Raw genomic sequence first — 11376 nt, forward strand, 5'->3', positions numbered from 1 at the left:
CGTGTTTTCGGAGCCACACTAATACTGTAGAACAACCTTGTATGCCGTACTTCTCTTGAGCCTGTTTATAAGTCAGTTCACCTCTTTCAACTTGGTCAACGACATCCAATTTAAAAGCGAGTGAATAGTCACGTTGGGTTCGTCTAGCTGCTGATTTCATAACACTCTCCAATTTTCTGATTGGGTTGTGTCAACCTTATTTAGGACGGGTCACTCTTATGATGTAAGCCAGCGTTTTCTACGCTGGCTTTTTTGTTTTTGCCAAACGTAACTGCTCTAACTACCTAACTCATTGATAAATTAACTAGATAAGTACTAGAATAACAACAAACTTAATATGAATAAGATTACGATTATGTCTACACCTCCTTGCCCTCAATGCCAATCCGAATATGTCTACCAAGATCAAGCTAACCTTGTGTGCCCTGAATGTGCTTACGAATGGAATCCTGTAGATTCAGGCGAAGACGAAGCACTGAACGTTAAAGATGCCAACGGCACACTGCTTCAAGAAGGCGACAAAGTGACTTTAGCGAAAGATCTGAAAGTTAAAGGCAGTTCACTGGTATTAAAGATTGGTACCAAAGCCTTAATTAGAAGAATTGTTGAAGGAAAAGATCATCAATTGGATTGCAAAGTTGATGGTGCGGGAGAAATGATGGTCACCGCGCAGTTTGTCAAAAAAGCCTAGGTCTAATCACTCGCTTTTACTAACCCGATGACCAAGATTGGCTTAATTTTGATTAAGCCAATCATGCTTAGCGCCTTACTGAAACCAACGCCGTGCACTCTCCTAGCCCTTTTGATAAGTAGCTATAGAAAATAGTCGCGTTTTCAGAAACATATTGCGCGACATCGACATGTTCTTGTTTAAACCTATCTACACAAAATTCGCCATGCATGAGGTAAAACACGCCTGTCACATCTGGGCACTCTTCATCACTCAGAAAGTTGAGTAACTGCGCTTTGGTCGAAAATGCCAGCAATTGGTTATCATCATAAGCAAGATGCCTAACATCAGCGACATCAACATTATTTGGAAACTCACGACCTTCAAATTTGTCTTTCAAGTTAACAATAACGTTCTCAGCATCACACTGATTCTTATCCAATGTTTCAACACACGCAGCAATACAACCACTCTCTTCACACCAATATTTAACCAATGCGGTTTGTAGCGGAGAGGCACCAACGACCAGTAATAGGTCAAACTGCTGTTGCGCGATTAACTCTGCACTCAATTCACCAAACGCAACAAAGTCTGCGTGTTGCAAGACCTCCGTTTGTTCCGGTGCACACAACGCGATTTTGACCCCAAAGTCTTCTTCCGTTACTGGCTCAAACATTAAATCTCCGATCGCTCTTCTTGTATTAGATTGTCTAACTTTTATTCCATCTGTGCATATTGTGGCGTGAACTGCCATTAAAGTACAGGCTAGGGAGCGCCTTGGCGGCAATCCTTACCTTACGCTGATTTTTATGCTGATAGTTCCAGCATTTTTGCCCGCTGTTGAACGGCTATTGTCGACAGGAGATACGCATCTATCACCCTATGAGAAAAGCCTCGAAGGTTTTTAAAACGTGAATTTTAAAGGTTGATTTTGGTCATGGTTCTGAGGTCCAAAGCAGCGATATATTTTCTATCAGCAGGCTAAGTCCCTGCTTTGGACAAACGTTCTTTTGAGCCTCCCAAGTGGAGCATTTTACTGTAAGCCTAGTTGTTAAGTTGTTCTTAGTTGAACCGACGAGAACCTTGTCTTTACGAGAGATCACATCATGATTATGAAAGATTACTTACCACCAAATACCCCGATTGTTTCTAACTACTTAGCGCTAGAAGATCTCAACGCTTTTGCCGCATTTACCAAGGCACTATTCAATGCCCAGCTAGTGAAAGAGCAAAAAGATCCACAAGGTCAACTGCTCACTGCTAGCCTAAGAATTGAAAACGCGATTCTCTCAGTACATCAAACCAATATCAGTGATGAAAAAGCAACCAGCTCTTTACTCGTGTATGTTGAAAGCGTTGAAGAGATCGTCAAACAAGCGATTGAACACGGTGCGCAAGTGATTAAACAACCTTTAGATAACTCCTTTGGCGAACGTACAGCATGCATCAAAGACCAATGGGGCAACCTTTGGTGGTTAGCAAGCGCAATTCGTAACTAACCTAAGTTTTTCTAGCAAGGTAAGGCGAAATAGACACGTTTCGCCTTTCATTTCTCCAGCCACTCTTTTTTCGCAGACTTCGCTTAATCTCATCGACGGTCGCCTACCGATATCTAATAGATCGACTTACCACGTCCCGTAGAGCGCTAACCCGCCGATAGGTAATAATAATATCCATTGTGGCAGCGTGAAAAACACCTTGTGAGCAAAAAAGTACCAGCCAACACTAATGAACACCAAGGCAAATAAGACGTAAAGCCAGCCTATAAACTGCACCAGCAAATATTGCAGTGAGAAATCAAACCACGCGATGTACAGGATCACTAACGAGCTGGAAATCAAAGTGACCGACACCAAATGCCAGCACGCCAACAATGTGGCTTTTGGCACTTCTGCTAACGTTGATTTTAAAAACGGTCGTACAGGGTCAACTTGCCCAGCAAAAACATGTACTAACGCAGTAAAAATGCCCAATACCCCCGCGATCAATAACCATATATTCATCACCTACTCCTTAAAACCGAACACTCGCTCTTTTTCACTTACCATCAAACATAGAAAACGCGTCCAAACAACGAAAAACGCCGCACGTTATAAGTCAACACGCCTAATTAGCGACGCGTATAACCAACATTCTTTGCCTTGCAGCACGTAGCTCACTAAGGTAACAATTGACGAGAGTCGCGGCAGGAGTTCAAATGTGCTGTGCGCCGCATTACCTAGTGATAACACGACGCAAATCACGTTATTGATTAGCTAGTCAGTTGTAGGCTTATTTTAGCAAAGTGGAATACAGATAGTGCGTAATTATCACCCCGAACTTAACGATGTTTGCAAATAGTCATCACAAACTTCAAGCTTGTACACTGTGGTCGATTTAACTAAACAGTCGCGCATTTCATTTCGTGCTCGCAAATACAACTCATCAGTTAATTGATGATCTTTTGCCCACGCTTGTTGGCTTTCCCATTGCGCATAACCAACAAAGGTATTGGGTATGTCTGATGTATGTAGGCGTGAACCAAAACTGCCACATTTGGCATATATGACCTTGGTCACCTCAAGCCACGCTTGGCGAAACCTGTTCTCAGTTCCTGGTTTAATCTCAAATTCATAAACGGCTATAAACATATTCCCTCCTAATTGGTCTATGTTCGAATTCTTATGCGCCTTCGCTCTTTCCCAGTTTCCACGGAGGATCACGTCGGTTGTCACCTGCCCAATAAAGTTTAATCTGGTTACCTGATGGGTCTTTAAGTGATGCCTCACGCCACAGATAAGGTTTGTCGGTTGGCTCGGTCTCAAATTCGATGCCTTGGCTTTGAAGTTCAGCCACCCTACTATCAAGTTGCTGACACTCGAAATAGATCACGCCACGGCTTTGTAATGATTGCTTATCTGGATCTAAATACACCGAGAAAGTGGCGTCACCGTCAGGCAAAGTAAATCGCGCGTAGTGCACATCACTGACAATCTGCTTAAGTCCTAAAGTCTGATAAAACTCGACGGCTTGGGCGATATCATTAACCGCCAACGTGACTTGATTTAGGTTCATAAATTCTCCTTTTATCAGCGTAACCAAAACTCATGCTTGGTATTGCTGATTTGCTTTCCTTATTACCGAACTGGTTTAGAGACAACTTAGAACCTCAAGTTAAGTTAAGGTCAACGGTTTTTTAGCCGCACTCCAAGCTAAAGAGGTAAAGTTTTAAGCAGCTCGCAGTCAGCGAGCTTTAAGAAGATAAACCCTCTAGCTCGTTGACTGGCTTATTTTGAGGGCTAAATGTGGCTCATCATGTTTGGTTGGCATAGCGGCTTCGCGTCTCTGGATTGGAACGGATTGAAACTGATTGACGAAAGCCGCAAATAGAAAGGTAGGTTTAGTGGAACATCAAACGCTTTAGCTCACGGCCATATTCACCGCCATCACGAGAAGCAAAGCGGCAAATATTTTCTTAATTGTCGGCACTGGCAAGTGCTGAATCGACTTAGCCCCGATAGGCGCCATAAACCAAGACGTGCAGACGATACCCACTAACGCAGGTAGGTAAACAAAGCCAACAAAACCCTCTTGGAGAGCAAAATGACTAGTACCCGAAGTGATATATCCGACAGAGCCAAACAGTGCGATAACGATGCCGCACGCAGAAGCACAGCCAATCGCTTTTTTGATATCAATTGAGAAGAAAGTGAGTAACGGAACCAGCAAAGCGCCGCCGCCGATACCAATCATAGCTGACAACCCACCTGTAATAGTGGTGAACGTCGTAAGGACACTTTTATTTGGCATATTGCGTTCGTTGTCCAACTCTTTCTTCGAGCTGCTATAAAACATTTTCAACGCTATCAAGGTTACGCTAACAGCAAATACTATTCTCACCACTTGTTCAGGTAACAGCGCCGCCATAAAGCCACTTAGAAGCGCCCCTAGAGCAACACCGGTCATGATCCACGGCGCCAGATCCCACGGGACATTACCGTTTTTATGATGAGCAATGGCTGAAGAGGTAGAAGTGAACAAAATAGAGGCTAAAGATGTTGCGACCGCCACAATAATCACCTGCTCATGCGGCAAGACCTCGAAATGGATCAAAATGCTGCTGAGCACCGGCACAATGACCAGCCCTCCGCCTATACCTAACAAGCCAGCTAAAAAGCCAACGCCGCTTCCGAGTAAAGTACAGTAGAAAACCAGCAACAATGTGTCACTCATTTAAATTCCCTCTCCAAGTGATTATGTAAGATCCATCGCTACACCGACATTATTATCAATGTACAAAGTTGCACAATATAACCAACAAGCAATTAACATTTCAAATAAAATAGATCATGAATATTTCTCATATTCAGGTTGAGCTAAATCCATTTCCAATCACCAACGTAACTCAGTATAAAACCAGCAATGCCCTTTATTAATTTAAATACACACATAACTTGAGTGGCAAAAATAATAACCACAACAATGTCATGGCAAATTAGGGAATGAGTAAAACAGAAAATAACCCCTAAATATGGCAAGGAAAAAGTCAGCTCACAATTTGGAAATAGGATACCAACTCACCATGTCTAAAGAATTTACTTTCGCGATTAACAGCCTTGATTTTAACGAGAATTATCACCCATCAGATAACACAAGGATCACGACAAACTTTGCCAACCTTGCCCGTGGTGACGATCGTCAAGCTAACCTACGCAATGCATTAAACATGATCGATAACAGCTTTAACGCATTAGCAAATTGGGATAACCCAAATGGTGACCGTTACTCACTCGAACTTAAGATTATCTCGGTTGATATGGAAATTAAGGGCAGCAGTGAAGCCTTTCCTTCAATAGAAATTCTGCAAACAAATATTATCGACAATCAAACCAATCAGCGAATTGAAGGAATTGTGGGTAATAACTTCTCTTCTTATGTACGCGATTATGATTTTAGTGTGCTACTGCTCGATCACAATAAAAATGCTAGCACTTTCAGCATCCCTGATAATTTTGGGGATTTACATGGCAAGTTGTTCGACTTATTTATTAAGTCTGACACCTACAAAGAGAGTTTTAAAAAGCCGCCAGTGATTTGTTTAAGTGTTTCTGATAATAAAATTTACCAGCGCACTGAAAATCACCACCCTGTACTCGGTTTCGAGTATCTACCAAACGAATCTTCGTTAACAGAGCAGTACTTCCAAAAGATGGGGCTTCAAGTTCGTTACTTTATGCCAGCAAATAGCGTCGCGCCTTTTGCGTTTTATTTCTGTGGCGATCTGCTTAATGACTACACTAACCTCGAGCTTATTAGCACCATCAGCACCATGGAAACATTCCAAAAGATTTACCGACCAGAGATCTACAACGCCAACGCAGCGGCTGGCAAGTTGTACAAGCCAAACTTGAAAAACTCTGATCACTCACTGACGCAAATCGTTTACGACCGAGAAGAGCGCAGCAAATTGGCGATCGAACAAGGTAAATTTGCTGAGCAGCACTTCATCAAGCCATACCAAGGCATTCTTGAGCAGTGGTCAGAAACTTACGCGCTTTAACTCATTCAGTGAAACGGTTGAAAATATTATGAAAAAGTTATTACCTACTTCCTCATCTGGTAGCTTACCAAAACCAACTTGGCTCGCTGAACCAGAAACACTTTGGTCGCCATGGAAACTGCAAAATGAAGAGCTTGTCAGCGGTAAACAAGATGCCCTGCGCCTCTCTTTGCAAGAGCAACAACATGCCGGTATTGATATTGTCAGTGACGGAGAACAAACTCGCCAGCACTTCGTGACCACGTTTATTGAACACTTAGAAGGTGTTGATTTTGAGAAGCGTGAAACGGTCAAAATTCGCGATCGCTACGACGCCAGTGTGCCGACAGTCGTTGGTCCGGTATCGCGCAAAAAGCCTGTTTTTGTCGAAGATGCCAAATTTTTAAGACAACAAACCGATCAACCGATCAAATGGGCATTGCCCGGTCCTATGACAATGATCGACACACTTTATGATGCGCACTACAAAAGCCGCGAAAAGCTCGCATGGGAGTTTGCTAAAATTCTCAATCAAGAAGCGAAAGAGCTTGAAGCTGCTGGTGTCGATATCATCCAATTTGATGAACCTGCATTTAATGTCTTTTTTGATGAGGTTAACGACTGGGGCATTGCTTGCCTGGAACGCGCAATCGAAGGGCTTAAGTGTGAAACTGCGGTGCATATTTGCTATGGCTATGGTATCAAAGCCAATACAGATTGGAAAAAAACGCTTGGCACAGAATGGCGACAGTACGAACAAGTCTTTCCTAAGCTGCAGCAATCTAACATCGATATTATTTCTCTAGAATGCCACAACTCACACGTGCCTATCGAATTGCTTGAATTGATCCGCGGTAAAAAAGTGATGGTGGGTGCTATTGACGTGGCGACGAATGACATTGAAACACCCGAAGAGGTGGCAGCGACTTTGCGTAAAGCACTAGAATTTGTTGATGCCGAGCACCTCTACCCTTGCACAAACTGCGGCATGGCACCTTTACCTCGCGATATTGCCACCGCTAAGCTAAAAGCCTTACACGCTGGCGCTGAGATTGTTCGTGCAGAATTAACGAACGAATAGCTTCGTTGATAGTTGATAATCGTTGATGAACAGCAACGCTCGGCCCCTAGTCCGAGCGTTGTTACTCATCATCTGCTAAGTGTGATTTAGTTTGCAACTCTAGATTGACGTTCTCTCAGGTAGAGATAAAGCGGCAGCCCACATGAGACACCAACCGTCAGCGTGCCAATAACGGCAACAGAGCGATATTTAATATTCTGTCGCTGACCATCAATCCAAATAAAGCCTAACAGAGCGACAACAGCCACCACCACATCAAGCCATGCGCCGATACTGATTGGGTTCACTGTTGCCTGTTGGTAGAGCAAAGAAGTATCCACGCCATGAGTAAGCAGCCACGGTAAAAACGCACCATACGGCAGTAAAATGCCCAATACTGTTAGCGCAAGATAAAACTTTGTCATATCGTCATCCCTGTTGATTCAGCTCCGCTGAAACTGTATTTACTGGCACCCAGCCAAGTTCGTTATTTACTCTAGATACTCGGTACCAAGCGTTCAGTTCAAACAGCACGGTAAGCCGTTCGCCTAATTCCGTATTGAACTCGTTGTTGTCATAATCTTGATTCAAAACCCCAAGCGCAACGTGGTTCTGTATATCGATATATTGGACAGGTGCCCAGCCCTTCTCGCCGCTTTGCGTAGTAACAAAAATCCAATTGGGAAATTCATCATCCATCTCACCCAATGTCACCAACTCGCCTTGCTTTAAATAAAATGGCTCCGGATATTCTGACTTATGCTGCTCAACCACCACGACCTTCATCATTACCTCTCACTACCCGCTTTAAGTAAACAGGCTCTATAGTAGCGAGATACAACATAATTACTGTATATAAACACAGTTAATGAGAGGTATTTCAACAAACTATATCAATTTCTCTTTGTTATGCCTTCAAAAGCGAGTATCGATTGTGCGCACCAACATCGCTTGATGGTTGCATCTGCTAGCTAGAAACGCAGAGCATATCGAAACCGTTTGTTATATAAACTCTCGCTTGAAGCGCCGAACTTTGGTTCGCATATTTTTCATTGGCGATGAGGTATTAAACTGAATCATGCGCCCCAAAGTCCATTGTTCATACCACGCAACCCCATACAACTCATGATCACTCAAGCTTGAAATGAGTAAGAGAACTTCGTTGACCGTAGTCTCAAGCTCGATAAGTAGAGCATCGTATTGCCAATCACGATATTCTTGCTGGAAGCTTTCAGCGAGTAGCCCCAACTGATTCCATTTATAGCCAGTTTCAGGAAAGTCTACTTTTTGGTTTTGAGAGCTTAAGTGATGCCATTTAAGGACGAGTTTCCCCCAGCCAATCAAGTACGCCACAGTATCACTGACACTAATGACCGTATCTTTTACGTTCCCCTCTATGCCAGATTGACGAGCTTTACTCTGTGGAATTGAACGGTAATCTGCCATAAGTTTCGGGAAAATTGAGTTTATGGCTAACTCCAACTCATGCTTATTTCTTGGTACAGAAGACATTTGTATTCTCCATTCACAATACGCCCGATGTAGAGGCGAGAAACACGATGCTCTACCTAAACCAGCGTTCTGTCGAGACTAAAGCTCGCTCAAACCGAAAATATCATGCGTGCGAATCTCGCTTAAATGGTTGTGCTACTAAAACCTCATACAACTCTAGGCGCATTACGAATTCATAGTGTCGATCTTGAGTATCTTCAAAAGCCGGATTTCCAGTTGAGATTGTCCAGAACCGCAGAGCCGAGTTTGCGGCCGAAGTCGCCAAGCGCTAGGAATCCGCCTTAAACGCCTCGTATGTTCGAACCTTTTTATACATGTGGAGCAAAACAACAGCTTCTCCATCGTGTGAAATTCGAGGCTCTGCACCATAAGGCTCAAAGCCAAGTTTGGTATAAAGCAGCAAAGCGCGCGTGTTGTAATTGAACACAGACAAGCGGGGTTGAGCTTGATAAACATCTGAACATTTTGAACTCAAATACTCAATAAGGGCTCTCCCAATACCCTTACCTTTATATGCCTCGGATACGACTACATTACCGATGAAAGCGCTCTCCGATGGCTTTACGTTATATAGATTTCCGAAGGCAACAACTTGATTTTCGATAAGACACACCGTCAAATCTGACCTTGCCTCTGAGATTTGACGAATTTGCTCATAATCCCACGGATAAGTGCCTGAAGGGCAAACTGAATACAGCTCTTCCGGAGAAGACACCAATTGGGCTACTGCTTCAAAATGTGCCTCACTAGCACTCGTAAATTCCATTTTATCTCCCTAGAACAAACGCCCAATTAAGTAGTGAGCAACGCTACCACCTAACTAGACCATTGTGCCGTAAACACTGAAGCCGATTCAAACCCAAAATGCCGAGCGTTGCGAACCTGCTTAAATTGTTTGTATGGATAATAACCACTCAAATCGGGTAAGGTGAGACCCAGACTTTAGCTGCAACTAAATCGCCCCGTGGGTTTATGGGGCGTTTACAAATCATCAAGGCAGCCACCCTTCTAGAGCAGATCGCACAATTTACATATATAGAGGCTCGGGCTTGTTCAACACTCGGGATTTAACGCTGGCTACGCAGCGCTTAATCCTTATTTGTTAGCTTAAGGGAAGCTCGGTCCATCTAGATCTCTATCTATGGAATAGCCGCGAGACTGAACTTTTTCATGCTCAATCTTAAGACCATTTTCAAGTCCAAACTCTTGTAGGGTTTTACACTCAACGATCTTATTGTCACAACTAATTCCTGCAACCAAAGCATAATCCTTGAAAGTTAAACCGCCACCACCTCCACCACCACCTTTAGGACCTCCATTTTTATGAAACAAAAAGCGATCGAGATATGTTAAGAAAGCATCTTTCTTTAACCCTGACGCCAATATCTTCTTAATATTCCCAGAAGGTTGTCCAGAGAAGTATGTATCGCCACACAAGCAGAACTCTTCATTTTCTGAGTGAATAGCGCCGTAAATGAGAAAATGATGACCATCATGGGCAGACAACTCTTCAAAAGCTGACTTATAGTCATGAAATTTATTTTTCTCACTATTGATTGCATCTTTATCAACCTTGAACTCGATCATTATCCATCTGTCAGCATGTTGTAAAAGTACATCACCAATTTGTTCATGCTTTCCATCAAATGCAGAAATCATTGTTTCCAATGGAAGAAACTTTTTAACAAAGTAGTACTCTACTGATTTTTCCCACCATTTCATCGTATTACTCCTTTAAGCTAACGCCTGCAATAAGGTGCGCCACGCTGAACTAACCAAGCACACCTAACTTAATACCAAAACCGCCGAGCGTAACGCGTCACCTTGATTGCCTTGTTGAACGAAGCCGCTGCGCGGCAGAGTAAAGCGCATAAGCGCCATACTTCTGATACCCAATCAACCGATGGGATAGACAGGAGTAAAGACCATGACACCCAATGAACTCAACCGCTACCATTCGCTTTATGAACAACACCTTACCAACCTTAAACTGCAAGGTAAACGACCCGCAACCATTGATGCCTATTCCCGTGCGGTTCGTCGGATAACCCGCCATTTTGATTGCTGCCCTGACACGCTCACCACCGACCAACTTAAGCAATACTTCGCCAGCCTGATCCAAACTCACTCGTGGAGTACCATCAAACTCGACCGTAACGGCTTGCAGTTCTTCTATCGCTATACGCTCAATAAACAGTGGCAATGGCTCAACATTGTCAAACCACCCCGCACCCAAACGTTGCCCGATGTGATGACGCCTAATCAGGTTGCACAGTTGATTAGCCACACTCACCAACTTCGCTATCAAGTCTTCTTTCTTACTCTCTATTCGATGGGACTGCGCCTCGGAGAAGGCTTAAACCTCACCGTGAATGACATCGACGCGCAGACGATGCAGGCTTCATGTACGCAATGGTAAAGGCGGCAAAGACCGACTCGTGCCACTGCCCAATCGGACGCTTCATGTGTTGCGGGCCTATTGGCAAACCCATCGTCATCCCACGTGGCTATTCCCAGGTAAAGGCTCTCACCTTGATAACCCAATGGACCGCGGCGGCATACAAAAAGCCATGAAACGCGTGCTTAAACAGTGTGGCATTAATAAACATATCTCCC

14 protein-coding genes and 2 pseudogenes are annotated in these 11376 nt (G+C 43.6%); 5 read left to right on the forward strand and 11 right to left on the reverse strand.

Annotated elements, in window-relative coordinates; genetic code table 11:
* Window positions 1-160 (reverse strand): annotated as a pseudogene (locus DPF93_RS20810) (IS3 family transposase); the annotation flags it as partial.
* A gap of 195 nt (window positions 161-355) precedes the next feature.
* Between DPF93_RS20810 and DPF93_RS20815 the strand changes: the two are divergent.
* On the forward strand, window positions 356-691 hold the full coding sequence (locus DPF93_RS20815) for a zinc ribbon domain-containing protein YjdM (RefSeq protein WP_114767911.1): 336 nt from the start codon (window positions 356-358) through the stop codon (window positions 689-691).
* A gap of 67 nt (window positions 692-758) precedes the next feature.
* Here DPF93_RS20815 and DPF93_RS20820 read toward each other — a convergent pair whose 3' ends face one another.
* On the reverse strand, window positions 759-1346 hold the full coding sequence (locus tag DPF93_RS20820) for a hypothetical protein (protein WP_114767912.1): 588 nt from the start codon (window positions 1344-1346) through the stop codon (window positions 759-761).
* A gap of 430 nt (window positions 1347-1776) precedes the next feature.
* Here DPF93_RS20820 and DPF93_RS20825 point away from each other — a divergent pair, with 430 nt between their 5' ends.
* Window positions 1777-2169, forward strand: a complete 393-nt coding sequence (locus tag DPF93_RS20825; RefSeq protein WP_114767913.1) for a VOC family protein — start codon at window positions 1777-1779, stop codon at window positions 2167-2169.
* 126 nt (window positions 2170-2295) lie between these two features.
* Here DPF93_RS20825 and DPF93_RS20830 read toward each other — a convergent pair whose 3' ends face one another.
* From DPF93_RS20830 to DPF93_RS20845, 4 genes are all read right to left on the reverse strand, one after another.
* The gene (locus tag DPF93_RS20830; RefSeq protein WP_114767914.1) at window positions 2296-2673 is read right to left on the reverse strand and encodes a hypothetical protein; all 378 of its coding nucleotides are present in this window, start codon (window positions 2671-2673) and stop codon (window positions 2296-2298) included.
* Window positions 2674-2979: 306 nt separating this feature from the next.
* The gene (locus tag DPF93_RS20835) at window positions 2980-3300 is read right to left on the reverse strand and encodes a putative quinol monooxygenase (protein WP_114767915.1); all 321 of its coding nucleotides are present in this window, start codon (window positions 3298-3300) and stop codon (window positions 2980-2982) included.
* A gap of 31 nt (window positions 3301-3331) precedes the next feature.
* Window positions 3332-3724: a VOC family protein gene (locus tag DPF93_RS20840; RefSeq protein WP_114767916.1), complete on the reverse strand. Its 393-nt coding sequence runs from the start codon at window positions 3722-3724 to the stop codon at window positions 3332-3334.
* 345 nt (window positions 3725-4069) lie between these two features.
* Window positions 4070-4882 (reverse strand): sulfite exporter TauE/SafE family protein, encoded by an 813-nt coding sequence (locus DPF93_RS20845; protein WP_114767917.1) that lies wholly within the window; start codon window positions 4880-4882, stop codon window positions 4070-4072.
* 349 nt (window positions 4883-5231) lie between these two features.
* Here DPF93_RS20845 and DPF93_RS20850 point away from each other — a divergent pair, with 349 nt between their 5' ends.
* Both DPF93_RS20850 and DPF93_RS20855 read left to right on the forward strand, forming a co-directional pair.
* The gene (locus tag DPF93_RS20850) at window positions 5232-6209 is read left to right on the forward strand and encodes a DUF1852 domain-containing protein (RefSeq protein ID WP_114767918.1); all 978 of its coding nucleotides are present in this window, start codon (window positions 5232-5234) and stop codon (window positions 6207-6209) included.
* Between the two features lie 28 nt (window positions 6210-6237).
* Window positions 6238-7269 (forward strand): methionine synthase, encoded by a 1032-nt coding sequence (locus DPF93_RS20855; protein ID WP_114767923.1) that lies wholly within the window; start codon window positions 6238-6240, stop codon window positions 7267-7269.
* An 86-nt stretch (window positions 7270-7355) separates the two neighbouring features.
* Here the strand turns inward: DPF93_RS20855 and DPF93_RS20860 are convergent, their stop codons facing one another.
* The 5 genes from DPF93_RS20860 to DPF93_RS20880 form a co-directional block, all read right to left on the reverse strand.
* Window positions 7356-7673: a DUF2834 domain-containing protein gene (locus DPF93_RS20860; RefSeq protein ID WP_114767919.1), complete on the reverse strand. Its 318-nt coding sequence runs from the start codon at window positions 7671-7673 to the stop codon at window positions 7356-7358.
* A gap of 4 nt (window positions 7674-7677) precedes the next feature.
* Window positions 7678-8034, reverse strand: coding sequence for an SH3 domain-containing protein (locus DPF93_RS20865; protein WP_114767924.1), 357 nt, complete (start codon window positions 8032-8034; stop codon window positions 7678-7680).
* Between the two features lie 216 nt (window positions 8035-8250).
* On the reverse strand, window positions 8251-8760 hold the full coding sequence (locus DPF93_RS20870; protein WP_114767920.1) for a ClbS/DfsB family four-helix bundle protein: 510 nt from the start codon (window positions 8758-8760) through the stop codon (window positions 8251-8253).
* Window positions 8761-9028: 268 nt separating this feature from the next.
* Complete coding sequence (locus tag DPF93_RS20875) at window positions 9029-9526, reverse strand: GNAT family N-acetyltransferase (RefSeq protein WP_114767921.1); 498 nt, start codon at window positions 9524-9526, stop codon at window positions 9029-9031.
* A gap of 341 nt (window positions 9527-9867) precedes the next feature.
* Window positions 9868-10482: a hypothetical protein gene (locus DPF93_RS20880; protein ID WP_114767922.1), complete on the reverse strand. Its 615-nt coding sequence runs from the start codon at window positions 10480-10482 to the stop codon at window positions 9868-9870.
* Between the two features lie 205 nt (window positions 10483-10687).
* Between DPF93_RS20880 and DPF93_RS20885 the strand changes: the two are divergent.
* Window positions 10688-11376: pseudogene (locus DPF93_RS20885) on the forward strand (tyrosine-type recombinase/integrase); the annotation flags it as partial.

It is taken from the genome of Vibrio rhodolitus (assembly GCF_003350325.1).
Taxonomy (GTDB): Bacteria; Pseudomonadota; Gammaproteobacteria; order Enterobacterales; family Vibrionaceae; genus Vibrio; species Vibrio rhodolitus.

Bases quoted from the DNA above. Each gene is read 5' to 3' on its own strand.
- DPF93_RS20815 (WP_114767911.1), top strand. From the start codon at position 356: ATGTCTACACCTCCTTGCCCTCAATGCCAATCCGAATATGTCTACCAA.
- DPF93_RS20820 (WP_114767912.1), bottom strand. From the start codon at position 1,346: ATGTTTGAGCCAGTAACGGAAGAAGACTTTGGGGTCAAAATCGCGTTG.
- DPF93_RS20830 (WP_114767914.1), bottom strand. From the start codon at position 2,673: ATGAATATATGGTTATTGATCGCGGGGGTATTGGGCATTTTTACTGCG.
- DPF93_RS20875 (WP_114767921.1), bottom strand. From the start codon at position 9,526: ATGGAATTTACGAGTGCTAGTGAGGCACATTTTGAAGCAGTAGCCCAA.
- DPF93_RS20870 (WP_114767920.1), bottom strand. From the start codon at position 8,760: ATGTCTTCTGTACCAAGAAATAAGCATGAGTTGGAGTTAGCCATAAAC.
- DPF93_RS20860 (WP_114767919.1), bottom strand. From the start codon at position 7,673: ATGACAAAGTTTTATCTTGCGCTAACAGTATTGGGCATTTTACTGCCG.
- DPF93_RS20835 (WP_114767915.1), bottom strand. From the start codon at position 3,300: ATGTTTATAGCCGTTTATGAATTTGAGATTAAACCAGGAACTGAGAAC.
- DPF93_RS20845 (WP_114767917.1), bottom strand. From the start codon at position 4,882: ATGAGTGACACATTGTTGCTGGTTTTCTACTGTACTTTACTCGGAAGC.
- DPF93_RS20850 (WP_114767918.1), top strand. From the start codon at position 5,232: ATGTCTAAAGAATTTACTTTCGCGATTAACAGCCTTGATTTTAACGAG.
- DPF93_RS20840 (WP_114767916.1), bottom strand. From the start codon at position 3,724: ATGAACCTAAATCAAGTCACGTTGGCGGTTAATGATATCGCCCAAGCC.
- DPF93_RS20855 (WP_114767923.1), top strand. From the start codon at position 6,238: ATGAAAAAGTTATTACCTACTTCCTCATCTGGTAGCTTACCAAAACCA.
- DPF93_RS20825 (WP_114767913.1), top strand. From the start codon at position 1,777: ATGATTATGAAAGATTACTTACCACCAAATACCCCGATTGTTTCTAAC.
- DPF93_RS20865 (WP_114767924.1), bottom strand. From the start codon at position 8,034: ATGAAGGTCGTGGTGGTTGAGCAGCATAAGTCAGAATATCCGGAGCCA.
- DPF93_RS20880 (WP_114767922.1), bottom strand. From the start codon at position 10,482: ATGAAATGGTGGGAAAAATCAGTAGAGTACTACTTTGTTAAAAAGTTT.